The sequence below is a fragment of the Brevundimonas sp. genome, from assembly GCF_003248455.1.
Taxonomy (GTDB): Bacteria; Pseudomonadota; Alphaproteobacteria; order Caulobacterales; family Caulobacteraceae; genus Brevundimonas.
Genome location: NZ_QFNM01000005.1, coordinates 135,683 through 159,968, shown reverse-complemented (window position 1 = coordinate 159,968; position 24,286 = coordinate 135,683). Strand labels below are relative to the sequence as shown.

The window sequence follows — 24,286 nt, the reverse complement described above, 5'->3', positions numbered from 1 at the left end:
CAGGGGCGTCCTGGCCTGACGCAGGCGCGTGCGAGGGCTAAACGTTAAGCCGATGAACGCCTTCGCCCCCCTGCCCTTCTCGTCCTCGCCGATGGATTCCAGCGGCGTCAGTTCGATGCCCCATAACCTGGAGGCGGAACAGGCCCTGCTGGGGTCGCTGATGTTCGACAACGCCGTGTTCGAGCGGCTCAGCGACCGGCTGCGCGGCTCGCACTTCTACGAGCCCTTTCACCAGCGGCTCTACGACGCCATCGAGGACCATATCCGCCAGGGGATGCTGGCCGAGCCGACCATTCTGATGGAGCGGTTCAAGCAGGACCCGGCCTTTCAGGAGTTCGGCGGCCTGCGCTATCTGGCCGATCTGGTGGACCGCGCCCCGCCCGCCGCCAACGCCCCCGACTATGCCCGCGTCGTCTATGACCTGGCCCTGCGTCGCGATCTGATCCGCATCGGCGGCGAGATCATCAAGGAGGCGCCCAATCCCGAGACGCCCGCCGACGAGCAGATCGAACAGGCCGAACAGACCCTGTATTCCCTGGCCGAGACGGGCAAGCCCTCGTCCGGCTTCGTCAGCTTCTCCCACGCCCTGTCCGGCGCCGTGCAGATGGCGGCCGAGGCCTATCAGCGCGACGGCAAGCTGGCGGGTCTGGCCACCGGCCTTCACGACCTGGACCGGAAGCTGGGCGGCCTGCACCCGTCCGACCTTCTGATCCTGGCGGGCCGTCCGTCGATGGGCAAGACCGCCCTGGCCACCAACATGGCCTTCAACGTGGCCCGCGCCTATCAGTGGGAGCCGACGCCGGAGGGGCGCAAGACCGTCAGCGGCGGGGTCGTCGCCTTCTATTCGCTGGAAATGAGCGCCGAACAGCTGGCCATGCGCATCCTGGCCGATGCGTCCGGCGTGTCGTCGGACAAGCTGCGCAAGGGCGAGATCGACGCCTCGGACTTCGGCAAGCTGCGCGACGCGGCGGTCGAGATCGGCGAAAGCCCCCTCTACATCGACGCCACCGGCGGCCTGTCCATCTCCAAGCTGGCGGCCCGCGCACGCCGGTTGAAGCGGATGGAGCACGGGCTGGACCTGATCATCGTCGACTATCTGCAACTGGTGACGACCGGCGACGGGAACAGCCAGAAGAACCGCGTGCAGGAGGTGTCGGAGATCACCGGCGGACTGAAGGCCCTGGCCAAGGAGCTGTCGGTGCCGATCATCGCCCTGTCGCAGTTGTCGCGTCAGGTCGAACAGCGCGAGGACAAGCGGCCGCAACTGTCCGACCTGCGCGAATCCGGCTCGATCGAACAGGACGCCGACTGCGTGATGTTCGTCTATCGGGAAAGCTACTATCTGGGCCGGGCCGAGCCGCGCGAGGGCACCGAGGAACACTTGCAATGGCAGCAGGACATGGACCGGCTTCAGGGTCAGGCCGAGGTGGTCATCGGCAAGCAGCGCCACGGCCCCATCGGCATCGTCAAACTGGCCTTCGACGCCGACACCGTCCGCTTCGGCAACCTGGCGCATGGGTATGAGGAAGTCAGCTACGAGTAGCCTCTTCCATCGGCGCGGCGTTGGCGCATAAGGGCGTCATGACCGATCCGACCGCCGCCCCCGCCGTCCTGTCCGTCGATCTGGACGCCGTGGCCCGCAACTATCGCACCCTGGGCCAGGTCAGCGGCCTGCCGGTGCATCCGGTGGTCAAGGCGGACGGCTATGGCCTGGGGGCGCAGGTCGTGGCGACGCGGCTGATGGCCGAGGGGGCCAGGACCTTCTTCGTGGCGCGTGTGACCGAGGGCTTGCGTCTGAGGGACGCCTTGGGGTCGCAATCCGCGGGCGGGCCGGTGATCTATGTGCTCGACGGCTGCCGAGCGGGCGAAGCGGGCGCGTTGAGGGCCGCGGATCTGCGGCCCGTGCTGAACCATCCGGCGCAGATGCAGGACTGGACGACGGCAGGCGGCGGCGCCTGCGGTCTTCAGATCGACACCGGCATGAACCGGCTGGGCTTCCGGCCCGAGGACGCGCCCGAGACCTTCGATGGGCTGGCCCTGGTCCTGACCCACCTGGCCTGCGCCGACGATCCGGCCAATCCGATGAACCGGCGCCAGCGCGACCTGTTCGCGGGCGTGGTCGGCCGCTATCCGGGCGCCATCCGGTCCTTCGCCAACTCCAGCGGTTGTTTCCTGGGGCCGGACTTCGCCTTCGACGCCGTGCGGCCGGGCGTCTGCCTGTACGGGGGCGGACCCGAAGGCCGGCCCGATACGCGGATCGCGCCTGTCGCCACATTGACCGCCCGCGTGCTGCAGGTGCGCGACGTGCCGGCGGGCGAAAGCATCGGCTATTCCCAGGGCTATGTCGCCGACCGCCCGATCCGGGTCGCCACGGTGGCGGCCGGCTACGCCGACGGCGTGCTGCGGGCCTATTCGCCGGCGGGCGCGGTCTGGATCGCCGGCGAGACGCGCCCCCTGCTGGGCCGGGTGTCGATGGACGTCTGCGCGGTGGAGATCACCGGCCTGGACGTCGCCTTGGGCGATCCGGTCGAACTGTTCGGTCCGAACCGCCTGCTGGACGATGCGGCGGCGGCGGCCGGGACCATCAGCTACGAGTTGCTGACCTCGATCACGCCGCGCGTGCCGCGCGCCTATTCTCAGTAACCGCGTCCCAGGGCCGCGATCCCGGCGGTGGACGCCACGAAACTGACGGCGATGGCCCCCAGGACCGCCATCATGATCATGGCCAGAACCACGCCGGCGATCAGGACGACGACATAGTAGACGATCTTCTTGTCCTCGGGCGTCTTCATCAGGATCGGCAGGCCCAGGAACAGCAGCACCAGGCTGTAGACGCCCCCAATGATGGTCAGGGCGCCCAGGGCCGGGATCAGGTGGAACACCCCCGCGATCCAGGAGGCGGTCATGGCGTAGACCGCCAGCTTCATCGCCTGCACCGGATTCGGCGTCGAACCGAAGCTGGAGGCCAGGGCGTTGATGATCAGGCCCAGCAGATACACCCCCGCCAGGTTCAGGCCGTAGGAGACGATGGCCAGCACCAGGGCGCTGACGATCGACGCATGCCCGAACGCCACGCTGCCGATCAAGGTCGCCACCGGACCGATGGCGGCCAAGATCATCGCGTAGCGGGTGAACAGGGTCTTGATCGTGGCGAACTCGCCGTCGATCACCCGCCATTCCGAGGCGGGTTGCAGCAATATGCCCTTGACCCGCGCGGTCAGGGCCGGATCGACGGCGGGTTGCGAGGGGGACGTCGGATCGGTCATGGGGCGCCTCTGGGATTCGAGCGAACAGGGTATCGGCGTCCCCGGCATTTGAAAAGCAAGGGTGTGCGACAGGTTCTCAATACCTGACTATTGCAAAGGTTGCGCATACGTCCGGCTTTGTCGTGGCGATGGCGCAAGCGACGCCGGCCCCGACCTGCTAAGGAAGCCCATGGCTCGCGATTCCGCCCTCTATGTCTGTCAATCCTGCGGCGCGGTTCACGGCAAATGGTCGGGCCAATGCGGCGCCTGCGGCCAGTGGAACACCCTGAGCGAGGAAAACCGCTCGGCCCCGCCCGGCGCCATCAAACCGTCCGCCGCCTCGGCGCGCTCGCGCGGAATCCAGTTCGAAACCCTCCAGTCCGACGCGCCCGAACCGCTGCGCATCGCCACGGGAGTGGCCGAGTTCGACCGGGTCTGCGGCGGCGGGGTCGTGCCGGGCTCGGCCATCCTGCTCAGCGGCGATCCGGGCGTGGGCAAGTCCACCCTCTTGCTGGAGGTGGCGGCCAAAGCGGCCCTGCGCGGCGCCCGCGTGGCCTATATCTCGGGCGAAGAGGCGGTCGAGCAGATACGCGCCCGGGCCAAGCGCATGGGTCTGGCCCAGGCGCCGGTCGAACTGGCGGCGGCGACGGCCTTGCGCGAAATCCTGGGCACGCTGAAGCGCGAACGGTTCGACATCGTCATCGTCGATTCGGTCCAGACCCTGTGGTCCGACATGCACGACAGCGGCCCCGGCTCCATCACCCAGGTCCGGGCCTGCGCCGGCGAACTGGTGCGCCTGGCCAAGAACGACGGCCCTGCCATCGTCCTGGTCGGCCACGTCACCAAGGACGGTCAGGTCGCCGGCCCGCGCGTGGTCGAACACCTGGTCGACGCCGTCATGACCTTCGAGGGCGAGCGCGGCTATCCGTTCCGCATCCTGCGGGCCGGCAAGAACCGCTTCGGCGCCACCGACGAGATCGGCGTGTTCGAAATGGGCGACAGCGGCCTGCGCGAAGTGGCCAATCCGTCGGCCCTCTTCCTGGGCGAGGGCAAGGAGCGGGCGCCGGGCGCCGCCGTCTTCGCCGGGATCGAAGGATCGCGGCCGGTGCTGGTCGAGATGCAGGCTTTGGTGTCCAAATCCGCCTATGGCACCCCGCGTCGGGCAGTGATCGGCTGGGAGACGGGGCGTCTGGCCATGGTGCTGGCGGTGCTTGAGGCGCGCTGCGGCTTCGGCTTCGGCGATCAGGACGTCTATCTGAATGTCGCAGGCGGCTTGCGCATCAACGAGCCCGCCGCCGATTTGGCGGCGGCGGCGGCCCTTATCAGTTCGGCGACCGGCGTCTCCCTGCCTCAGGGTTGCGTCGTCTTCGGCGAGATCGGCCTGTCGGGCGAGGTCCGCAGCGTCGGCCGCGCCGAGGCCCGCCTGCGCGAGGCGCAGAAGCTGGGCTTCGATCAGGTTCTCGCCCCGCCCCTGACCGCCAAGACCAAGGGCGTGAAGGTCACATCCGCCGCCCGCCTGACGGATGTGGTCGAACGAATCTCGCAGAACCGCTATTAAGAGATCGATGATCGCGCCTTCATCTCAGTTCGTCATCCTCGCCCTTGTGGCGAGGATCCATGGACTCCGTCGAGGACGGGGCTCGCCGGCGGCGGCCGGCGCATGGATCCGGGGCCTAGCCTAAGGATGACGGGCCGAGGGGTTGGCGAGGCGCATTGGAGAGCAAGGCCTACGTGACCGGATACGACGTCTTCGCCATCGTGGTGATCCTGTTCTCCGTCGCCGCCGGCTGGGTGCGGGGCGGGGTGCGCGAGATCATCACCCTGCTCAGCGCAATCTTGGCCGCCCTGGTCGCCCTGATCGCCCTGCCCTGGACCGCAGGGTTCGCCCGCGCCTTGGTCGATCCCGAATGGGCCGGGTCGATCCTGGCCGCCGTCCTGACCTTCTTCGTGATCTATTTCGGCCTGCGCTTGATCGGCGGAATGCTGTCTAAGGGGGCCAGGGACCATCCGCATCTGGGGGTGGCGAACCGGGTCTTCGGTTTCGTGATCGGGGGCTTGCGCGCCCTGATCCTGATCGGGGCGGTGCACCTGGTCGTCGTCGCCGCCCTGCCGGGCGAGCGTACGCCGCGCTGGCTCTCCGGCGCCGCCCTCTATCCGATCAGCGCATTGGGCGCGCGAACGATCCAGATCGTCCTGCCCAGCATCGGTCGGGGCGCCGACGCCATCACGCCCGTCGTCGATTCATCCGTACGCAGGGGGTTTTCCGACGGCGAAGCCTTGCCCCCGACGCAATCAGAGCCTAACTCGCGCCGCGAAGCCGCCCCTTAAGTTTCCCCAGGTCATCGGAGCCCACGATGCGCCACCAAATCGCCGATCCCGTCGTTCACCGCGAACACTGGCGCGAGCCGGAGGACGATCAACTCCGGCTGGAGTGCGGCGTTTGCGGCGTCTGGGGCGCCGAAGAGGACGAGGGCTCCGCCGTCGTCGCCCTGGGCCTGCACGCCTTGCAGCATCGCGGCCAGGAGGCCTGCGGCATCGCCAGCATCAAGAACGAGCGCTTCTACACCGAACGGCACCAGGGCCTGGTGGGCGAGGCCTTCGGCGGCGCCGACCTGATGAAGCGGATGCCGGGGCGGGCGGCCGTCGGCCACACCCGCTACTCCACCGCCGGCGGCAGCTTCCTGCGCAATATCCAGCCGATGTTCGCCGATCTGGACCAGGGCGGCATCGCCATCGCCCACAACGGCAATCTGACCAACTTCAAATTCCTGCACAGCCAGTTGGTCGGCGAAGGGGCCATCTTCCAGTCCACCTCGGATTCCGAAGTCATCCTTCATCTGATCGCCCGCAGCCGCAAGGCCAAGATCGTCGACCGCTTCATCGACGCCCTGGCGCGGATCGAGGGCGGCTACGCCCTGGTCGCCCAGACCCGCCACAAGATGATCGGCGCGCGCGACCCGCTGGGCATCCGTCCCCTGGTGCTGGGCCAGATCGGTCAGGCCTGGGTGCTGGCGTCCGAGACCTGCGCGCTGGATATGATCGGCGCGACCTTCGTGCGCGACGTCGAACACGGCGAGGTCGTGGTCATCGACGAGAACGGCCTGGAATCGATCAAGCCCTTTCCCGCCCGCGCCGCCCGCCCCTGCCTGTTCGAGTACGTCTATTTCTCACGCCCGGACTCGGTCGTGAACGGCCGCTCGGTCTATGAGGTGCGCAAGGAGATGGGCCGGGGCCTGGCCCGCGAACTGGGGGTCGAGGCCGACATCGTCGTGCCGGTGCCCGATTCCGGCGTCCCCGCCGCCCTGGGCTACGCGCAGGAAAGCGGCATTCCCTACGAAATGGGCATCATCCGCAGCCACTATCTGGGGCGCACCTTCATCCAGCCCAGCCAGGGCGCCCGCCAGAAGGGCGTTCGAATGAAGCACAGCCCCAACAGATCGGCCCTGGCGGGCAAAAGAGTCGTGCTGATCGACGATTCCATCGTGCGCGGCACGACCTCGGTGAAGCTGGTCCGCGCCGTGCGCGCCGCCGGCGCCACGGAAGTCCATCTGCGCTCGGCCAGCCCGCAGATTCTCTATCCCGACTTCTACGGCATCGACATGCCCGAGCGCGCCCAGTTGCTGGCCGCCAACAAGACCCTGGATGAGATGCGCGAGTTGCTGGAGGTCGATTCCCTGGGCTTCCTGTCCATCGACGGCCTTTACCGCGCCATGGGCGAAACCGGCCGCGACAACGCCAACCCCCAGTTCACCGACCACTATTTCACCGGCGACTATCCCACCCGCCTGCTGGATCGCGAGATCGAGGAAGGCGGCCGCGAGTTCGGCGCCAGGCAACTGTCCCTGCTGGTCAGCGCCTAGGTCCCGGCTCTTGGCTTGAAGGGGCGGGCCGCGCTATCAGCGGCCATGTCCGAACTTCCACTGAACGACCGTATCGCCCTTGTCGTCGGCGCCTCGCGCGGCATTGGCTACGAGAGCGCCCTGGCGCTGGCCAAGGCCGGGGCGCACGTCATCGCGACGGCGCGCACCCAAGGCGGTCTGGAAGAGCTGGACGACGCCATCTTCACCGCCACCGGTCGCCACGCGACCCTGATCCCGTTCGATTTGGTAGACGGCGGGGCCATCGACCGGCTGGGCGGCGCCATCTTCGAACGGTTCAAGCGGCTGGACATCTGGGTTCACGCGGCGGCGACCATGGGGCCGTCGGGCCTGACGCCGGTCGCCCACGCCGACCCGCGCGAGTTCGCCAAGGTCGAAAAGACCAACTTCACCGCCGTCTATCGCCTGATCCGCTCGCTGGAGCCGCTGCTTCGCGCCTCGGACGCCGGGCGGGCCATCCATCTGACGACCAGCGTGGCGACCGCGCCCCGCGCCTTCTGGGGCATGTATGCGGCGACCAAGGCCGGCGCCGAGGCTCTCATGAAGGCCTGGGCCGACGAGGTCGAGAGCACCCCGATCCGCGTCAGCATCGTCGATCCCGGCCGAATGCGCACCGCCATGCGCGCCCAGGCCTATCCGGGCGAAGACCCGTCCGCCCTGCCCCATCCCTCCGAGATCGCTCCCCTGATCCTGGACCTGGCCCGCGCCGACGTTCAGCCGCCCCTGAGCGTCAGGTTCCGCGACTGGCGGGCCGGTCCGACGCCCGACGCGCTGATCTGAACGGCTCCTAGCCGAGACCATCCAGCATCTCGGCCAGTTCCGTGGGCCAGATCGTTTCATTCGACGCCCGGATGTCGGCGACATCCCACCATCGGTGTTCGACCAGCACCCTTTGCTCTTCCTCGGTCCAGCCCTCGGGCGACAGGTCGAAATCCCGGGTGCGCAGCAGGAAGAAGCGCTGGTCCACATTGGCCATTCGCCCGTCCGGAAGGCGAAAGCGCACACGGACGCGCGCCACCTGCGGCCCCGGATCGGCGACGCTCAGCCCTGTCTCTTCGAACAGTTCACGCCGGGCGGCGTCCTCATAGGTTTCGCCCGGTTCGCAGCCCCCGCCGGGCGTGGCCCAGAAGGCGGTCCCCGTCAGCGGCCCTTCGGCATAGACGAAGCGAAACAGCAGCACCCGCCCCCGCCTGTCCAGGATCAGCCAGCGCGCGGTTGGCCGGTCGGGCAGGACGGTGGACGCTTCGCTCATGGGATCAGCGCGCGACCCTCAACGCTTGACGCCGCCCTTCTGGCCGGTGCGGACGCGGCCCGAGCGCGAGACCTGGCGGGCGCCGCCGCGGGCGCCCTTCTGGACCGCCACGGACGAACCCGCCTTTTTCGACGCGCTGGCCTTCAGGCCGCCCAGCATCTTGGGTTGCGCCTTACGCGCCTTCTTCTGCTCCAACGCCTTGCCGGGCAGGCGGGACAGGGCCTCCTCCTTTTCCGCCTTCTGCACGCGGCGGGGGGCGGTCTTGGCCGCGCCTTTGAACCGTTCCGGCCCCGACTTTGCGCCGCCCTCGGCATAGGGGTTGTTCCCGCTGGACTTGACGTTCAGCCGGATCGGCGTGCCGGGCAGGTCGAAGCTCTCGCGGATCGAATTGACCAGATAGCGTTTGTAGTGCTCTGGCATCGCCTCGGCCCGGTTGGCCATCAGCACGAAGGTCGGCGGCCGCGCCTTGGTCTGGGCGATGTATTTCGGCTTGATCCGCTTGCCGTCCACGGCGGGGGGCGGGTGCCGCTGGGTCGCCATGGACAGCCAGGTGTTCAGATCCTTGGTCTTCACCTTGACCGACCAGGTGTCATAGGCCTGGAGCACGGCGGGCATCAGCCGTTCGACGCCGCGGCCGCTGTGCGACGACAGGGCGACGAAGGGCGAACCCTTCAACTGCGGCAGCTTGTCCTCGGCCATGGCCTTCAGCTTGGCCATGCGGGACTGGGGCTCTTCCTCCAGGTCCCATTTTGACGCGACATAGACCAGGGCGCGGCCCTCGCGCTCGACCAGATCGGCCAGTTGCAGGTCCTGGGTGTCGAAGGCGTCGTCCTTGTCCATCATCAGGATGACGACTTCGGCGAAGGTGATGGCCCGGATGGTGTCGGCGACCGACAGCTTCTCCAGCTTCTCCTGCACCCGCGCCTTGCGGCGCATCCCGGCCGTGTCGACCAGACGGATGTTCTTGCCTTCGAACTGCCAGTCGACCGAGATGGAATCGCGGGTGATGCCCGCTTCCGGCCCGGTCAACAGCCGGTCGTCGCCGATCAGGCGATTGATCAGGGTGGACTTGCCGGCGTTCGGCCGACCGATGACGGCGATGCGGATCGGCTTGTCCGGCTCGTCGATCTCCTCGACGAAGATGTCCTGCGAGGCGTTTACGATGGCGGCGTACAGATCGGCCATCCCCTCGCCGTGCTCGGCGGAAATGGCGACGGGCTCGCCGAAGCCCAGGGCGTGCGCCTCGCCGACGCCGCCGCCGCTCTCTCGGCTTTCGGACTTGTTGGCCAGCAGGATGACGGGCTTGTGGACCTTGCGCAGGCGCTCGGCGAAAATCCGGTCCAGCGACGTCACGCCCTCGCGGGCGTCCATCATGAACATGATCAGTTCGGCGTCGTCCAGCGCGGCCTCGGTCTGCTCGCGCATCCGGGCCTCCAGGCTTTCGTCGGCGACGTCCTCGTAGCCCGCCGTGTCGATCAGCGTCAGGTCCATGTCGCCGATATTGCCGTCGGCGTAGCGCCGGTCGCGGGTCACGCCGGGACGATCGTCGACCAGCGCCAGACGCTTGCCGACGAGGCGGTTGAACAGGGTCGACTTGCCCACATTGGGGCGGCCGACGATGGCGACCTTCAGAGCCATGTCGGCTTTCTAGCTTAGTTCGGGCTGAAAATCAGCGGATGCAGATCAGTTGGCCGTTGTCGGTCAGCACATAGAGGGCGCCGTTGTAGGCGGCCGGGGCGATATAGGCGGGGGCGCCCAGCTTCAGCGTGGCCTGGGCGGCGCCGGTCTTGGGATCGAACGCCACGGCCTCGCCGAACGAATTGACCATCACCAGACGATTGGAGGCCAGGAGCGGCCCCGACCATTGCGGACGGATGGTGCGGCGGCCGAAGGTCAGGAAGCCGCCCTCGCGGCGTTCGCGGCCCTCGTTCAACTCGCGCGTCCAGTAGATCTGGCCAGTGTCGCGGTTGACGGTGATCAACTGGCCCGCCTTGGAAACCACGAACACCGCGTCCCCGACCGGCAGGGGCGCGTTGACGCCCGTCACCGGCAATTGCCACTTGGGCTGGCCCGAGCGCAGGTCCAGGGCCGACATGACGCCGGAGTGGCTGACGCCATAGACCATGCCCCGGCTGATGACGGGGCGGCCCGCCACGTCGCGAACCTCGGACAGGGCGCTGGTGCGGCTGGTGCGCGACAGGGTCTCTTCCCACACCGCCTGGCCGTTCAGAGTGCTCAGCGCGACCAGCTGGCCCGAGGCGAAGGGGGCGACGACCGTGGTGCCGCTGACCGCCGGGCTTGAGGCGCGCATCACCCGCGCCGGCTCGGCGATGCCGCGATAGGTCCAGTCCTGGGCGCCGGTGGCGGCGTCGAAGGCGAACAACTGGCTGTCCACGTCGACGACGAAGACGCGGTTTCCAGAAACGGTCGGGGCGCCGTGGATCGGGGCGTCCACCTGCTGGGTCCAGATCACCGCGCCGGTGTTGGCGTCCAGCGCCGACATGGAGCGATAGCCCGACGAGACGAACACCTTGCCCGCGCCGACGGCCACGCCGCCGCCGAACCCGCCGTTGCGGTCGCGATCCGCGTTCTTGACATTGACCTTCCACAGCACCGCGCCGGTGTCGGCCGACACCGCCGAGACAGTCGATTCGCCGTCCAGCACGAAAACCTTGCCGTCCGCCGCCACGATGGGCGCCATGACGTTGCCGACGCGCGCCGAGCCGGAGCCGACGCCGCGCTTCCAGGCGATCTGGAACTCGGGGGCGGCGATGACGTGTTCGACCAGGTTCTCGGCCGTGCCGCCGGGCTGGGTCCAGGCGGTGACGGCCTGCGGGCCGGGCAGGAAGAAGTCGCGGCCGGATAGGGCGGCCGACGGCGCCAGCTGCTGATCGAACTCCAGCACCGAAATCCGGTCGCCGGCCGAGGCCGTCGCCTTGGCGTCTTCCTTGCCGCCCAAGCCGAAGGGCAGGTTGCGGCGCACGGTGCCGCACGACGCCATGGTCGCGGCGACGCCGCAGATCAGCGCGACTTTCAGAACTCGGTTCATCTGGGGCGTCCTAGAAGGGGTCGTCACTGTTGGGCGGACGCGGCCGCAGGGGCCGCGGAAGCCGCAGAGGGAGTCGGCGCGTTGGCGGCGCCGACGGCGGGCGGCGTGGCCTTGGCGGCGGCGTCGATGATGGGCTTCAGCGCGCCGACGGTTCCGGCGTCGATGCTTTCCACGGCGATCTGAGCCCGCTGACGGATCGAATCCGGCACGTCCTGGCCCAGTTGCAGCTGGACGAAGACCTCGCGCGCCTCCTTGGTCTTGCCGTGTTGCAGGCGGGCCAGGGCCAGGGCTTCCTGGGCGAAGGCGTGCAGCGGGCGCTTGTCCTCGGCCAGCGGCTCCAGCCGCTTCTCGATATCGGCCAGCGGCGCGGTGTCCATGATCAGGAACGCGGCCTTCAGCGCGGGCGGATCGGACAGGATCGGATCGCTGGACGCCTTGGACGCCTCGTCGAACAGACGCACCGCCTCGGGGAATTTGTTGGCGCTGACGGCCAGGCCGGCCTGCTGCTGCAGCGCCAAGGTCTTATAGGCGCCGTTGCCCTCCTTGACCGCCTCCTCGAAGGCGGCGCGGGCGTCCATCGGCTTGTCGGCGCGCAAGGCCTCCATGCCGCGATCATAGGCTTCGGCGGCCTTGGCGGCCTTGTTGGAGTTCAGGCTGTCCCAGCCCCACCAGCCCAGGGCGCCGATCAGGGCGACCGCCAGCACGACGCCGGCGACCGGCAGCCAGGTGCGGGCGAGGCGCTTCAACTTCTCGGAGCGAAGCTCCTCCTCGACCTGCTCGAAGACATCAACCACTGAAACGTCGCCCCAAAATCGCGAATGCAAACCGGCGCGGACCCTAGAAGGTCGGCGCATGGGCCGCAACGTCGTCCGTTACTGCGACGCCGGCTTTTTCGAGAAGTAGGTCTCGACTTCGGCAGGAAAACGGCGGGTTTTCACATCGGCGGCGAACGCGGCGGCGGCCCGGTCGATCTCGCTGCGCAGATCGGCGTATTTGCGTACGAACCGGGGCGTCCAGTCGAACATCCCCAGCATGTCGTTGACCACCAGCACCTGGCCGTCGCAGGCAGCCGAGGCCCCAATGCCGATGGTCGGGACATCCAGCGTCTCGGTGATCTCGCGCGCCAACGATTCGGCGACGCCCTCGATGACGATGCAGAAGGCGCCGGCCTCCGCCGTGGCGCGGGCCTCGGCCAGCACTCGGTCACGCTCGCCGTCGGTCCGTCCCTTGGCCTTGAACCCGCCCTCGGCCAGGATCGCCTGGGGACGCAGGCCGACATGGCCCATGACCGGGATGCCGCGCCGGACCAGAAAGGCGACGATCTCGGCCAGTTCGACGCTGGTCTCCAGCTTCACCGCCTGGGCGCCGGTTTCCTTCATCACCCGCACGCAGTTGGCGTAGGCCGTCTCCTTGCCGCCTTCGTAGGAGCCGAACGGCATGTCCACGACCACCAGGGCGCGTCGAGCGCCCCGCATCACCGCCTGGCCGTGCAGGATCATCATCTCCAAGGTCACGCCGACCGTATTGGGCAGGCCGTGGACGGCCATTCCCAGGCTGTCGCCGACCAGCAGCACGTCGCAATGCGGGTCCAGCAGCGCCGCCATCGGCGCGTCATAGGCGGTCAGGCAGACGATCGGCTCGCCTCCCTTGCGCCCCGCGATATCGGGCACGGAGAAGCGTTTGACGGTCTCCTGAACGTGAACGGACATCTTGGGGCCTCCCTGGCGTAAGGGCGTCAGATAGGCCGGCGTCCGCCCGGTGTCACCTCACACGTCCTGCGACAGCTTCATCATGCCCGCCGCCAACAGGGCGATCACGGCCCCGGCGGCGATCCAGAAGGTCAGCACCCCCGAACCGCCGATCAGGTCCAGACCGCCCAGGCCCAGATCGCCGAAGCCCAGGGCTTGCAGCCCGGTCCGGGCCGCCCCCTGCGCCGTCATCGCCGCCGCGTGCGCCGCCTGCGACAGGGTGGTGTCGCCCTCGGCCGTGAAGTTGAAGTTCACGCCCTCGCGCACCGCCAGGCCCCCGCCGACCAGTCCGGCCGCCGTCAGGGTCAGGGCGCGCCAGCGCGAGCGTTTCTCCAGCCTGGCCTGGAGCGTGGCCAGGAACAGCGCCTCGTCGGCCAGTCGCGGCGTCTGCGCGAACAGCCGTTCGATCGCCGGATCGAATTCGTCAGCCGACATGGACCGACCTCCCGCCTGAGCCGTGCGCCGGCGACAGCCGCGCGCGGAGTTTATCCAGACCACGTTTGACATGGGACTTCACCGTGCCGAGCGGCAAATTCATGGCCGCAGCGATTTCGGGATGGGACATCCCCGCGCCGTGGCACAGGGACACGCAGACACGCTCGCTCTCGCTCAGGGTCTTCAGCGCCTCGTCCAGGTCCATCAGGCCGCCGTGGTCAATCCCGACATCCGCCCGTTCGGCCTCGGCCTCGGCCACATAGCGGGCTTCCTTGGCCACTCGTTTCAGATACAGGCGCGCGGCGATCTTCTTGATCCAGCCCGCAAACGTCCCCTGCCCGCGAAACTCCGAACATCGCTGGAAGCCCTGCAGGAAGGCGTCTTGGGCCACGTCGTCGGCCAGGGACGGCGCGGCCCCCATGCGGCGCAACAGGCCCCGCACCGCCGAGCCGTGCCGGCGGACCAGTTCGCCATATTCCCGCCGTCCGCCGGCGGCCGCCTGGGCCGCCAGCTCGACGTCGTGGAAATCGCGCAAGGATTTGCTCATGACGTTTCCCCCTTCAGGCGAACGTCAGGCCTTGTTCGGGTTGAAGAAGCCCAGGACGATGAAGGCGATCCCGATGGCTACGGGAATGCAGGCGACGCCCAACAGAGGGTTGGCGATCCCGCCGTTCCATTCGTTTCCGCCCAGGTCGCTGAGCAGACCGAAGCCGCCGACGCCCACGCCGGCCGCAAGGCTCAGCACGCCCTTGCGGATGTCCTTGGTGCGAGAGGGCAGCCCCTTCTCCACGTCCTTGGTCATGGCGTCGATCAGTTCGGGCGGCAGGGTCTGGCCGTTGTCTACCGCATGGCGGACCGTCAGCTGCATCTCGCGCCGCTCGCGGTTCTTCAGGAAGGACGGGCCCACGATCACGCTGACGATCGAGGCGAAGACGATGAAGACGATGATGATGGGGGTCAGATCCATGACGCGGTCTTTCTTGATCGGTTGCAGCAGCCTGATGCGGCGGCCTTCTGACGACAAGAGGCTGCGGGACGCGAGCACGGATGCGCCGGAGGATGTGAAATCTTCGTAAGGTGACGCTCGCCGCATGGTTTGCCTCGCGGCCGGTTCGGTCTAACGTCCGGGATCGTCTGCAAAGGAGCGCCGCATGGCCCATGTCACCTATCGCATCGTCGAACACGACGGCGGCTGGGCCTACCAGTTCGGCGGCACCTATTCAGAAACCTTCGCCAGCCACGACTCCGCCAAGGCCGCCGCCGTGCGCGCCGCGCGCGAGCAGAAGGTGCCCGACCAGACCGCCGCCATCGAATACGAGACTGCGAACGGCCAGTGGGTCACGGAAAGCGCCGACGGCCACGACCGGCCCAGCACCGAGGTCGAGGACTGATCCCCAAATGATGGCGCGCCGCAGCCTGCTGGGCGCCGTGGCGCTGACGCCGCTCGCGGCCTGCGCCGCCGTCCCGCCAATCCGTCCGGCAGTCGAACTCAAGCTCGTCACCTTCAACATCTGGCACGATCAGGGCGACTGGGCGGCGCGCCGTCCGTTGCTGGTCGCGGCGCTGAAGGCTCAGGACGCCGACGTCATCGCCCTACAGGAGGTGTTGCAGGACTCCGCCGTCGGGTTGGAAAATCAGGCGGCCATGCTGGCGCGCGAGCTGGGCGGCTATCGCGTCGCCTTCGTCTCCACCGACCCCGAGGGCGCGCCTCGCCGTTACGGCAACGCCCTTCTCACCCGCCTGCCCGTTCTGACCGAGGCCTCGACCCGGCTTCAGCCGCTGGACGACTATCGAACCGCCCTGCGTCTTCGCGTGACGGTCCAGGGTCGCCCCGTCAATGTGGTCGTCACCCATCTGGCCTGGCAGGACGACGCCGGCTCGGTGCGGGCGCTCCAGATCGCGTCCCTGCTGGACTGGCTGCCGAACGACGGCGCGCCCCTGGTGATTCTGGGCGACTTCAACGCCGCCCAGGACGACTCCGGCCTGTCTGTCCTCATCGGCCCCCGGTTCTTCAGCGCCCTTCCGCGCGGTTCGGTCGCCACCACCCTGAACCCGGCCAGGGGCCATCCGAACCGCGTCATCGACCACATCTTCGCCGAGCGATCGGCCTTCGCGCCTGTCGCTGCTCATCTGTTCGGCGACACGCCCACGAACGGCGAATATCCGTCCGATCATTTCGGCGTGGCGGCGACGCTGCGCCTTATTTGAAGGCGGCCTCGTAAAGCTCGGGCTTGAACCCGACCAGCCGCCTGTCGCCCAGGTCCAGCACCGGCCGTTTGATCATCGACGGCTGGGCCAGCATCAGGGCGACGGCCTTGGCCTTGTCGATTCCGGCCTTGTCGGCGTCCGGCAGTTTCCTGAACGTGGTCCCGGCGCGGTTCAGCACCGTCTCCCACCCATGTTCGTCGACCCATTGGCCCAGCCGGCCCGCATCCGCCCCGGCCTTCGTGTAGTCGTGGAAGACATGGTCGACCCCATACTGCTCCAGCCAGACCCGCGCCTTCTTGACCGTGTCGCAGTTGGGAATGCCGTAGAGGGTGGGGTTCATGCGATGCTCCTCGATGCGGCGGACGTAGCTCAGGCGCCGACTTCACCCAAGCCGCCCCCTTAAAGCGTCGCCCGCCTTCAGGCCAACAAGCCCGCCAGAACGCCCACGCCGGCGATCAGCAGCGATCCAACCATCATGACGGCGCTGATGGCGATCTGGAGCACCAGAGCCTTGCCCAGGCCGACGGCGCCCCCGCGATACCAACGCCCCCGGCCCATCCTCAGGAAGGTCGCCACGCCTAGAAGGAACAGGACGATGCTGCCGATCATCGCAACGGGCCCCGTGCCGAAGACGAACCAGAACAGCGGCGTCATCGGCACGGTCCAGGCGTTCAGATAGGCGAAGGCGGCGCGAAAGCCTCGACGCCAGCCCAAGTCCTCGGCGTCCCAAAGACGCAGGAACGGCAGGGCCGCCAGGGCGTAGAGCGGCGCCATCAGCGGCACGGTGACGAACGACATCCAGCCGTCGGCCGCAGCCATGAAGGCGTCGCGCGACTTGCCCGACTGGGTGATCAGCGACGTCAGCAGGTCCGGCGGCAGTTGATCCAGAACCCCGTCGATTCCGCCCCGCAGAAACACGATCAGCATCAAGATCGCGTTCAGCCCCAGATACAGCTTCAGCGGCTTGGCGTAGACCCCGCCGCCGGTCGGCCCCTCGATCATCCAGGCCTGAAGCACCAGGCGCGGACGAATCAGCAGATCCCGCACCGTGCGGATGTCGACGCCGCCAAAGCCCAGGGCGTCCTCGGACAGGTCCTTGAGCGCCTGTTTGCGCGTCTCGCCGTCGGTCGTCATGGATCGTCCCCTTGCAAGGGGCATGCATACACCGACCGATTGCGGGCGCAAACGCGCCCTGGCCTCAGAACCGCTTGGTCAGGGCGACGCTGAACACCCGCCCGCGCGGATCGGCGACGACGGGATCGTAGCCCAGGGCGAACTGGGCCAGGGGCGGCGCCTTGTCGAACACATTGACCACGCCCAGCGCCAGGTCGATATCGGCGCCGAGGGTGCGGCTGTACAGCATATCCGCCGTCGTCTGGCTGGCGATGGTCGTATCGGTTATGCCGCTGCGGTCGTTGCGATAGCCGTCGGTATAGTGGACCAGGGCCGTCAGGGCGCTCGTCCCGCCGCTCCATCCCAGGGCGAACTCTCCGCGATTGCGCGGCAGGGACCGGCCGATATTGCTCAGATTGGTCGAGCCGACGCCCGATGTCCTGGCCGCCCCGTCGTTCAGCCGGATGTCGTAGCGGTCGACATAGGTCCAGGTCGCCGACGCCGTCGCCCGCCCGCCCCACAGGTCGCGGCCATAGCGCGCGGCCAAATCAAGCCCCTGCGTCTCGATGGACGAGGCGTTGATGAAATACAGCTGCACGAAGGTCAGGGCGCCGCTGGGCGAGCGGGTGATGCGCGCCTGCGCCGGGGTTCCTGTCCGCCCCGCCGCCGTATCGGCCGCCGCCTGGTCGATAAGGCCTTGCGCCGACTCCTTGATCACCTGGTCTGTATAGTCGAAGCGCCAGGCGTCAACGCTAAGCTCCAACCCGTCCAGCGGCCTCCACAAGGCGCCCAGGCTCAGGCTCTCGGACTTCTCGGGCTTCAGCCCCGCATCGCCCGAGGTCAGGGTGTTGACGAAGACGAAGGCGCCCCGGTCGAACACCGACGGCTGCGACGCCTGGGCGCCGGACTGGGCGTAGACCGACGGCGCGCGGAAGCCCTGGCCCCACGAGGCCCGCAGCGCCAGCCTGTCCGTCGCATCCCAGCGGATGGCGGCCTTGGGACTGAACCGTCCCTCCCCGTCGTAGGATTCGTAGCGGCCGGCCAACTGCCCCTCGATCCGCTCGCCCAGATGGAGGCGCGCCTCGGCGAAGGCGGCCAACGCCTCCTGATCGCCCTCGAAGTCGGGCGAATAGCCGGCCGTCAGCAGGTCTCCGGCGTTGACCAGATCGCTCCAGTCGTGCCGGAAGCCGCTGCGGCGATACTGGACGCCCAGCGCCATATCGAGCGCCCCGCCGTCCCAGGCCAGGGCCTGACCGCTGGTCGCGGCGTCCGCCGTGGTCAGGCTCGCCGCGCCCCGCAGGCCGGTATAGCCGATCAGGCTGTCGATCAGGGCCGCGCCATTAGCCGTGCCGGTCCCCAGCCAGGCGCTGCCGAACGGATTGAAATACTGGCAGGCGCCGACGCCCGCCGTCCCCGTCGCCGGATCGCAGCCCGCCCCGCCGAAGCCGTTCAGCGCACTTTGCAACGCGCTGCCGATCGTATCGGGCTTGTCGTATGCGACGTGCTGGCGGCTGCTGTTCGCGGCCAGGGTCCAAGTCCAGCCATTGGCGAACCGTCCGTCCAGGCCCGCTGACAGTCGCCAGGTCTCGTATTCGAAATCGGCCGCCGAGGCCCCGGCCTCCGCCCCCAGCAGCCGCCCCCGAAACAGCACCGCCTCGCCGAACGGATTGTCGGGGTGCGAGGCCGGGACCGTCAGCGATTGCGCCAGGATCGGCAGGGACGGCGTCTGGCGCGCGCGGGTCCGGGTCGACGACCAGGCCGCTTGCAGCGACAGGTTCATCTGTCCGATGGGCCGGCGCCAGTCGGCGAACGCTTGCGTCCGGATCTCCTCCGGCGCCAGGTCGAAGAAGTCCGAATAGTCCAGCCGGCAGAAGGCGTCGCTCGGCGTGTTCAGATAGGCGCTGGCGAAGGCCGGGTCTCCGCAGGCCGGGTCGGGCGAAAAGCCGTTGCGGCTGGGCCGGAAATAGGACCCCGGCTGGCCATAGCTGGTCACGGCCGTCCAAGCCGCCCGGCCGTAGCGTTCGGCCTGGGTGAAGTCCCGTTCGTCCGATCCCAGGGCCGACCGGTGGAAATGCGACGCCGCCAGCGTCAGATTCCCGCCCAGCAGGTCCAGTCCGCCGATGGCCTGGATCACGCTCTCTTCCGACCCGTCGGCGCCCGCGTATTTCGCCGAAACTTCGGGCCGGCCCACGTCGTGACGCGTGATGAAGTTGACCACGCCGGCCACCGCATCCGAGCCATAGACGGCCGATGCCCCGTCCTTGACCACCTCGACCCGCTGAAGCGCGATCATGGGTACGAGGGAGTTGATGTCCACGAAGGCCGAGCCGTCGGTTGCGACCACGGCGCTGGTCGTCCAGCGCTGGCCGTCCACCAGGACCAGGGTCGAACCGAGGCCGAGATTACGCAGATTGAACTGGGCCGTGCCCGAGCTCTGGGGCTGGTTCAGCTGATCGACCTGGGCTTCCGATCCCGCATTGGCCGTGACCAGCCGCACCAGTTGCGAGGCATCGGCGACCCCCGCCGCGTCCATGACGATGCGCCCGACCGTCTCGACCGGCGCGATCCGGTCCCCGCCGGCGATGCGGGAGCCGGTCACGACGACATCGTCCACCTGCGCCTGGTCCTGAGCGCCGTCTTGCGCCTGGGCGGGAGCGCTCGCAGCCGCCGCCAGCCACGCGCCCGAAACGGTCGCCATCAAAAGCCTGCGCTGCGCCATCGTCGTTCCCCCGCGGTCGGTGGCGGCTTCTAGCCAGCGCGGCCGTTTTGCGAAAGACAAATTTTGCAATTTTGCAATTTTTGTCGCCGGCCAGGCGATCTTGCCCGCCACGCCGCGCCGGCCGCGACGGATTGCGCAGACATCACGGGCGCCATTGATCCGGCGATGTAACCGGTTACGGTGCGCCAAAATAGAAACGGCAGGAAACAGGAAGCATGGCGAACGTTCGTCTGATCGACGTGAAGAAGGCGTTCGGCGCCGTAGAGGTGCTGAAGGGCGTCGATCTGGAGATCGCAGACGGCGAGTTCGTGGTTTTCGTCGGCCCCTCGGGCTGCGGCAAGTCCACCCTGCTGCGCACCATCGCCGGGCTGGAAGAGGCGACGACGGGCGGGGTCTTCATCGGCGATCGCAGGGTCGACGACCTGTCGCCGTCGGACCGGGGCATCGCCATGGTGTTCCAGTCCTATGCGCTTTATCCGCACATGACGGCCTACGAAAACATGGCCTTCGGCCTGAAGCTGGCCAAGACGGACAAGGCCGAGATCGACCTTCGCGTCCGCGCCGCCGCCGAGGCGCTCGGCATCACCGACTATCTGGACCGCAAGCCCAAGGCCATGTCGGGCGGCCAGCGCCAGCGCGTCGCCATCGGCCGCGCCATCGTGCGCGAGCCCGAGGTCTTCCTGTTCGACGAGCCCCTGTCAAACCTGGACGCCGCCCTGCGGGTGCGGATGCGCTACGAGTTCGCCCGGCTGCACGCCGAACTGAAGACCACCATGATCTACGTCACCCACGACCAGGTCGAGGCCATGACCCTGGCCGACCGGATCGTGGTGCTGAACGCCGGCCGGATCGAACAGGTCGGCGCGCCGATGGACCTTTACGACCATCCGGCCAATCTGTTCGTCGCAGGGTTCATCGGCAGCCCGAAAATGAACCTGCTGGCGGCCGAGATCGTCGAGGCCGCTCCGACCGGCGCGACGGTGAAGACCGCTGCGGGCGAGACGATTTGCGTCGCCGTGGATGCGGGAACGGCCAAGGCCGGCGACGCCGTCACCCTGGGCGTCCGTCCCGAACATCTGAACATGACCGGTGACGACGATGCCCTGACCGCCGAGGTCATGTTCGTGGAAACCCTCGGTGCGACGACCATGGCGCACCTGAAGCATCCGGCGTCCGAAGACACCCTGACGATTCAGCTGGCGGGCGACCTGCGGGCCAAGGCCGGCGCGCGGTTGACGCTGCACGTCCCGGCCAAACAGGCCCACCTGTTCGACGCGAACGGTAAAGCGTTCCGAAGACTCTGATCCCTCTCCTACCGGGAGAAGGAAGCCGTTCTTCAACGCATCTCTACCCGCCGCGCGCCCACCGGTATCGTCAGTTCGTCGCCTGACCACGCCGCCGCACGACCGTCGATCCGCACCCGTTCGGGCCGCCCCTGCCCCGCCGGCCATTGCAGCACGAACCCGCCTGGTGGGGTCGCCCCGTCGCCCAGGGTCAGCACATACCCCCGCCGTTCCTTGCGATAGGCGTAGGTCAGCGGGCCATAAGCGGTGCGAAGATCGCGCACCCCGACGCCCTCCCGCGTATCCAGCCACCGCTCCGGCACGCCCGCCGCCAGCACCAGGGCGTGGTCGCGGTCCCGCTCGTAGGCGAACAGGTCCAGCGCCGAGCGGATATAGTCGGAACTGATCCAGGCGTGGGGCATGTCGCCGATGAAGCGCGGCTCGCGCTTTTCGCGACCCACGACCTCGGCCCAGCCGTTCCAGGCCTCGGGCCGGCGGTCGGCCATCAGGAAGTCCAGCACCGCCAGCGCCCGCTCCTTCTGGCCCAGCCGCACGAAGGCCCCGACCAACCGCCATTCATAGGGGGTGTAGTCCTTCCACGCCGTGCGGTTGCTCAGCCGGTTCTGGGAATTCTCCCAATAGAGGTCGAAGGTTCGCGCCATCAGCTCTGGCGGCAGATTATCCTGCTCGCCCGCCGGCGACAGGGCGATGGTGGTCGAGGTGGCGTCAAAGTCGCCCCGATCCGCAGCCCCGGCGATCCAGTCGATTCCATGATGCGCCGCCGTCGCCGTGATCGAGGCGCGGATGTCTGCGGCGAACTGATCGCGCGCCGCCGCATAGCGGGCGGCGGCCTCCGCATCGCCCAGGGTCTCGGCGATGAAGACCGCATCCCTGTAGCCCAGCAGCCCCCAAAAATCGTCCCAGTAGGAATAGGCCGCCTTGTCCGAATAGCCCTCGTGGCTGATCGTCGGCGGCAGCAGGCCGTACAGGTGACGCTGCTCCGGCGCCTCGAAGGCCGCCGTCCGTGTCGAGGCGCGCAGTTCGTCCATATAGGCGATGGCCTCCTGCACCTGCGGCCAGACCTGACGAAGCAGGGCCTCATCCTTGGTGTAGCGATAGGTCTCGGCCGCCAGGAAAACGAACTCGCCGTGGCTGTCGTTCTCGGGCACCGGATCGGCGCCGCGCGCATCGACGCAGCAAGGGACCTTGCCGTTCTCGAACACATAGGGGGCGTACCAGCGCAGATAGTCGGCCGAATGCTCGGCCATGCCCAGCCGGTTCAACCCCTCGGCCATCATGGCCCCGTCGCGGATCCAGGAGCGGTTGTAGCTGCGGGTGCCGGGCTGCAGGATCGGCCCCTGACGCGACATCAGCATATGGGCCAGGGACGACTTCAGCGCGTCCTCGATCCGCTGGGCGGCGGGCGGCAGGGTCAGTTCGACCCGATCAAGTTTCGTGCGCCATTCGGCCGCCAGTCGGGTCTCAACCGTTTCCAGCACAGCCGCCGCCTGCCCCATCGGCTCAGGCGCGAGGGCGTTGCCGGACAGGGGCGACACCCAACCCACGGTGCGCGTCTCGCCGGGTTGCAGCGTCACCTTATAGGTCAGGGCGGCGGCGGCCAGACCCGTGGCGTCCGTCGTCGCCGCAGGATCGCCCGCTGGACGCAGGGCCGACGGCAGGACCAGAGACTGCGGATCGCCGCCCGTATCGAAGGTCGCCAGCGCCACCTGATCCGGCGTCGCCAGCGGCTGCACCCGAACCACGTCGTTCAAGATCAGCTGGCCGCCGTCCCAGGCGATATTCTCGACCGGGCTGACCCCGCCGGGAATGGCCAGGAACTGGCGCGGCGCGTTCACCTGCATGGGCCGTGCGGCCAGGGCCAGGGTCAAGGTCAGTGGACGGGGCGAGGTGTTGGTCAGATCGTAGCGCCCCCACAGCTGCGCCTGATCCGGCGCGCCATCGGCGAAGCCGGTGATCTTCAGCGTCCAGTCGTCGGCGGTCCATGTGACCGTCGGGATCGGCAGGTCGCCGTCCCTCAACCCCTGTTCGATGCCGACGTCGGCCCAGGTGATCAGCCGGCCGTTGTCGATGACGAAGGGTTCGATGCTGGGTCCGGCGCGACGCAGTTCGATGGCGCCGTCCTCGCCGATCAAACCGCTCTCCCCGCCCCCGTCGACGCCGACCAGCGTCCAATAGGACTGCTCCCCTGAGAAGCCGCGCGGATAAAGGCCGCGTCGGTTCTCCTTGGCCACCGCCTCGACAAACACCGTCGCGTCGGCGCCGAAAGCCAGCGGCTCGACCTCGATCTCGTTTAGCGCATAGGTTGTCGCTTGGGCCGCGCCCAGCCGCTGGCCCGCGCCGGACGAACCGACGACATCGGATGGGGCGACCGGCTTCAAAGGCTCCAACCGCAGCCAGCGGGCGGTCGCCTCCGGCGTCCTCAGCCAATCGACGCCGCCGTTTCCGCCCGCGACCATCGCCAGTTCGCGCCAGTCGCGCCCGTCCAGCGAGGTCGAGACGCGATAGTCCGCCGCCGCGCCCCGCTCGCCCCAGCGTAGGATCAGGCCGCCGAACTCGCGCTCGTAACCCAGATCCAGGGTCAGGACCGGGCTCCCGTCGATCGGCGGGGCCCAGGCGGTCCTGGCGTCCAGGTCCACGGCCCGCGCCGCGGTCGATGCGGCCAAGCCGTCGCTGGCGACCGGCTGGGGCGGGACCGCCGGATCGAGCGGCAATTCGCGAATCGACAGCTGATCGATGTCGATGAAGCCGCGACCGCCCTCGACCGCCACCACGACGAACTCGACCCGCTCGGCGCGGCGCAGTTCGGTCTCGGGGCTGGGGCCCCACGCCTTGGACACCTGGCGCCGCTTGATGACGAACCGGGTCCAGCCGCCGGGGAAATCATAGCGGGCCGTCTGTTTCCACCAGACGTTCTCGGCCGAGGCGTCGGTGAACTTGACCTCGAAGGTGTTGGTCGGCCCCGCGCCGCGCACCCAGAAGCTGATCTCATAGTTGTCGGGCAGGTCGAACGGCAGGGCGCGCGCCGCGAAGGCGTAACCCGCCTTGCCGTTGAAGTCGTAGGTCAGCCGCACCGCCCGCCCGTCATGCCCCGCGACCGAAGACACGGTCGAGGACACGTCGGTGGAGGCATCGGCCGTCCAGGCGGCGGCGTCCTCCATTTCATCCAGCACCTTCGTCTGCTGGGCGAAGGCGGGGGCGGCCATCAGGGCGACGCCGAGGGCGATGGCCGAGGTCAGAGAACGCATTCGGATTACTCCAGATTCAGTCTCCTCTCACCGTCATCCTAGGCCTTGTGCCTAGGATGACGAACTTGAAGCGGAGGAACGGCTTCGAAG

Annotated in this window: 22 protein-coding genes; 9 read left to right on the top strand and 13 right to left on the bottom strand. The window is 68.3% G+C overall.

Annotated elements, in window-relative coordinates; translation table 11 throughout:
- Positions 1 to 52 precede the first annotated feature (52 nt).
- Positions 53 to 1,543: a replicative DNA helicase gene (locus tag DI624_RS03480; RefSeq protein WP_291536033.1), complete on the top strand. Its 1,491-nt coding sequence runs from the start codon at positions 53 to 55 to the stop codon at positions 1,541 to 1,543.
- A 38-nt stretch (positions 1,544 to 1,581) separates the two neighbouring features.
- Entirely contained in the window at positions 1,582 to 2,643 is a 1,062-nt protein-coding gene (gene alr, locus DI624_RS03475; protein ID WP_291536031.1) for an alanine racemase, read from the top strand.
- Here alr and DI624_RS03470 read toward each other — a convergent pair.
- The gene (locus DI624_RS03470; protein WP_291536030.1) at positions 2,637 to 3,266 is read right to left on the bottom strand and encodes a Yip1 family protein; all 630 of its coding nucleotides are present in this window, start codon (positions 3,264 to 3,266) and stop codon (positions 2,637 to 2,639) included. The genes alr and DI624_RS03470 overlap by 7 nt on opposite strands.
- A 169-nt stretch (positions 3,267 to 3,435) precedes the next feature.
- Between DI624_RS03470 and radA the strand changes: the two genes are divergently transcribed.
- The 4 genes from radA (at position 3,436) to DI624_RS03450 (ending at position 7,903) form a co-directional block, all read left to right on the top strand.
- Complete coding sequence (gene radA / locus DI624_RS03465; RefSeq protein WP_291536028.1) at positions 3,436 to 4,803, top strand: DNA repair protein RadA; 1,368 nt, start codon at positions 3,436 to 3,438, stop codon at positions 4,801 to 4,803.
- Positions 4,804 to 4,976: 173 nt separating this feature from the next.
- Positions 4,977 to 5,573, top strand: coding sequence for a CvpA family protein (locus DI624_RS03460; RefSeq protein ID WP_291536027.1), 597 nt, complete (start codon positions 4,977 to 4,979; stop codon positions 5,571 to 5,573).
- A gap of 26 nt (positions 5,574 to 5,599) precedes the next feature.
- The gene (gene purF / locus DI624_RS03455; protein ID WP_291536025.1) at positions 5,600 to 7,105 is read left to right on the top strand and encodes an amidophosphoribosyltransferase; all 1,506 of its coding nucleotides are present in this window, start codon (positions 5,600 to 5,602) and stop codon (positions 7,103 to 7,105) included.
- A 45-nt stretch (positions 7,106 to 7,150) separates the two neighbouring features.
- Complete coding sequence (locus DI624_RS03450; RefSeq protein WP_291536024.1) at positions 7,151 to 7,903, top strand: SDR family NAD(P)-dependent oxidoreductase; 753 nt, start codon at positions 7,151 to 7,153, stop codon at positions 7,901 to 7,903.
- 7 nt (positions 7,904 to 7,910) lie between these two features.
- On the opposite strand, the gene DI624_RS03445 is transcribed toward DI624_RS03450, so the two are convergent.
- The 8 genes from DI624_RS03445 to DI624_RS03410 form a co-directional block, all read right to left on the bottom strand.
- Positions 7,911 to 8,375 (bottom strand): NUDIX domain-containing protein, encoded by a 465-nt coding sequence (locus tag DI624_RS03445; protein WP_291536022.1) that lies wholly within the window; start codon positions 8,373 to 8,375, stop codon positions 7,911 to 7,913.
- Between the two features lie 18 nt (positions 8,376 to 8,393).
- Complete coding sequence (gene der / locus DI624_RS03440; RefSeq protein WP_291536020.1) at positions 8,394 to 10,013, bottom strand: ribosome biogenesis GTPase Der; 1,620 nt, start codon at positions 10,011 to 10,013, stop codon at positions 8,394 to 8,396.
- 31 nt (positions 10,014 to 10,044) lie between these two features.
- Positions 10,045 to 11,424, bottom strand: a complete 1,380-nt coding sequence (locus tag DI624_RS03435) for a PQQ-binding-like beta-propeller repeat protein (protein WP_291536018.1) — start codon at positions 11,422 to 11,424, stop codon at positions 10,045 to 10,047.
- A 23-nt stretch (positions 11,425 to 11,447) separates the two neighbouring features.
- On the bottom strand, positions 11,448 to 12,218 hold the full coding sequence (locus tag DI624_RS03430; protein WP_291536017.1) for a tetratricopeptide repeat protein: 771 nt from the start codon (positions 12,216 to 12,218) through the stop codon (positions 11,448 to 11,450).
- A 78-nt stretch (positions 12,219 to 12,296) separates the two neighbouring features.
- Complete coding sequence (gene panB, locus DI624_RS03425; protein WP_291536016.1) at positions 12,297 to 13,133, bottom strand: 3-methyl-2-oxobutanoate hydroxymethyltransferase; 837 nt, start codon at positions 13,131 to 13,133, stop codon at positions 12,297 to 12,299.
- A gap of 57 nt (positions 13,134 to 13,190) precedes the next feature.
- Complete coding sequence (locus DI624_RS03420) at positions 13,191 to 13,607, bottom strand: hypothetical protein (protein WP_291536015.1); 417 nt, start codon at positions 13,605 to 13,607, stop codon at positions 13,191 to 13,193.
- Complete coding sequence (locus DI624_RS03415) at positions 13,597 to 14,154, bottom strand: sigma-70 family RNA polymerase sigma factor (RefSeq protein ID WP_291536013.1); 558 nt, start codon at positions 14,152 to 14,154, stop codon at positions 13,597 to 13,599. Before DI624_RS03415 ends, DI624_RS03420 begins: the two co-directional genes overlap by 11 nt.
- Positions 14,155 to 14,178: 24 nt before the next feature.
- Positions 14,179 to 14,574 carry a DUF6249 domain-containing protein gene (locus DI624_RS03410; RefSeq protein ID WP_291536011.1) on the bottom strand — a complete coding sequence of 132 codons (396 nt, stop codon included), beginning with the start codon at positions 14,572 to 14,574 and terminating at the stop codon, positions 14,179 to 14,181.
- Between the two features lie 184 nt (positions 14,575 to 14,758).
- On the opposite strand from DI624_RS03410, the gene DI624_RS03405 reads away from it, so the two are divergent.
- Positions 14,759 to 14,998, top strand: coding sequence for a hypothetical protein (locus DI624_RS03405; protein WP_291536009.1), 240 nt, complete (start codon positions 14,759 to 14,761; stop codon positions 14,996 to 14,998).
- 7 nt (positions 14,999 to 15,005) lie between these two features.
- A complete protein-coding gene (locus DI624_RS03400) occupies positions 15,006 to 15,815 on the top strand; it encodes an endonuclease/exonuclease/phosphatase family protein (RefSeq protein WP_291536008.1) in 810 nt (269 codons plus the stop codon).
- Here the strand turns inward: DI624_RS03400 and DI624_RS03395 are convergent.
- The 3 genes from DI624_RS03395 to DI624_RS03385 all read right to left on the bottom strand — a co-directional run bounded on the left by DI624_RS03395 (position 15,808) and on the right by DI624_RS03385 (position 19,647).
- Complete coding sequence (locus DI624_RS03395) at positions 15,808 to 16,155, bottom strand: arsenate reductase (protein WP_291536007.1); 348 nt, start codon at positions 16,153 to 16,155, stop codon at positions 15,808 to 15,810. The two genes, DI624_RS03400 and DI624_RS03395, sit on opposite strands and share 8 nt — an antisense overlap.
- Positions 16,156 to 16,232: 77 nt before the next feature.
- On the bottom strand, positions 16,233 to 16,949 hold the full coding sequence (locus tag DI624_RS03390; protein WP_291536006.1) for a hypothetical protein: 717 nt from the start codon (positions 16,947 to 16,949) through the stop codon (positions 16,233 to 16,235).
- 64 nt (positions 16,950 to 17,013) lie between these two features.
- Positions 17,014 to 19,647, bottom strand: coding sequence for a TonB-dependent receptor (locus DI624_RS03385; protein ID WP_291536005.1), 2,634 nt, complete (start codon positions 19,645 to 19,647; stop codon positions 17,014 to 17,016).
- A gap of 215 nt (positions 19,648 to 19,862) precedes the next feature.
- Here DI624_RS03385 and DI624_RS03380 point away from each other — a divergent pair, with 215 nt between their 5' ends.
- Complete coding sequence (locus DI624_RS03380) at positions 19,863 to 20,951, top strand: ABC transporter ATP-binding protein (RefSeq protein WP_291536004.1); 1,089 nt, start codon at positions 19,863 to 19,865, stop codon at positions 20,949 to 20,951.
- Positions 20,952 to 20,983: 32 nt separating this feature from the next.
- On the opposite strand, the gene DI624_RS03375 is transcribed toward DI624_RS03380, so the two are convergent.
- Positions 20,984 to 24,196 (bottom strand): discoidin domain-containing protein, encoded by a 3,213-nt coding sequence (locus DI624_RS03375; RefSeq protein WP_291536003.1) that lies wholly within the window; start codon positions 24,194 to 24,196, stop codon positions 20,984 to 20,986.
- Positions 24,197 to 24,286: the final 90 nt, after the last annotated feature.

Coding starts and splice junctions, on each gene's coding strand:
- DI624_RS03480 (WP_291536033.1), top strand. CDS start 53: ATGAACGCCTTCGCCCCCCTGCCCTTCTCGTCCTCGCCGATGGATTCC.
- alr (WP_291536031.1), top strand. CDS start 1,582: ATGACCGATCCGACCGCCGCCCCCGCCGTCCTGTCCGTCGATCTGGAC.
- DI624_RS03470 (WP_291536030.1), bottom strand. CDS start 3,266: ATGACCGATCCGACGTCCCCCTCGCAACCCGCCGTCGATCCGGCCCTG.
- radA (WP_291536028.1), top strand. CDS start 3,436: ATGGCTCGCGATTCCGCCCTCTATGTCTGTCAATCCTGCGGCGCGGTT.
- purF (WP_291536025.1), top strand. CDS start 5,600: ATGCGCCACCAAATCGCCGATCCCGTCGTTCACCGCGAACACTGGCGC.
- DI624_RS03450 (WP_291536024.1), top strand. CDS start 7,151: ATGTCCGAACTTCCACTGAACGACCGTATCGCCCTTGTCGTCGGCGCC.
- DI624_RS03445 (WP_291536022.1), bottom strand. CDS start 8,375: ATGAGCGAAGCGTCCACCGTCCTGCCCGACCGGCCAACCGCGCGCTGG.
- der (WP_291536020.1), bottom strand. CDS start 10,013: ATGGCTCTGAAGGTCGCCATCGTCGGCCGCCCCAATGTGGGCAAGTCG.
- DI624_RS03435 (WP_291536018.1), bottom strand. CDS start 11,424: ATGAACCGAGTTCTGAAAGTCGCGCTGATCTGCGGCGTCGCCGCGACC.
- panB (WP_291536016.1), bottom strand. CDS start 13,133: ATGTCCGTTCACGTTCAGGAGACCGTCAAACGCTTCTCCGTGCCCGAT.
- DI624_RS03420 (WP_291536015.1), bottom strand. CDS start 13,607: ATGTCGGCTGACGAATTCGATCCGGCGATCGAACGGCTGTTCGCGCAG.
- DI624_RS03415 (WP_291536013.1), bottom strand. CDS start 14,154: ATGAGCAAATCCTTGCGCGATTTCCACGACGTCGAGCTGGCGGCCCAG.
- DI624_RS03410 (WP_291536011.1), bottom strand. CDS start 14,574: ATGGATCTGACCCCCATCATCATCGTCTTCATCGTCTTCGCCTCGATC.
- DI624_RS03405 (WP_291536009.1), top strand. CDS start 14,759: ATGGCCCATGTCACCTATCGCATCGTCGAACACGACGGCGGCTGGGCC.
- DI624_RS03400 (WP_291536008.1), top strand. CDS start 15,006: ATGATGGCGCGCCGCAGCCTGCTGGGCGCCGTGGCGCTGACGCCGCTC.
- DI624_RS03395 (WP_291536007.1), bottom strand. CDS start 16,155: ATGAACCCCACCCTCTACGGCATTCCCAACTGCGACACGGTCAAGAAG.
- DI624_RS03390 (WP_291536006.1), bottom strand. CDS start 16,949: ATGACGACCGACGGCGAGACGCGCAAACAGGCGCTCAAGGACCTGTCC.
- DI624_RS03385 (WP_291536005.1), bottom strand. CDS start 19,647: ATGGCGCAGCGCAGGCTTTTGATGGCGACCGTTTCGGGCGCGTGGCTG.
- DI624_RS03380 (WP_291536004.1), top strand. CDS start 19,863: ATGGCGAACGTTCGTCTGATCGACGTGAAGAAGGCGTTCGGCGCCGTA.
- DI624_RS03375 (WP_291536003.1), bottom strand. CDS start 24,196: ATGCGTTCTCTGACCTCGGCCATCGCCCTCGGCGTCGCCCTGATGGCC.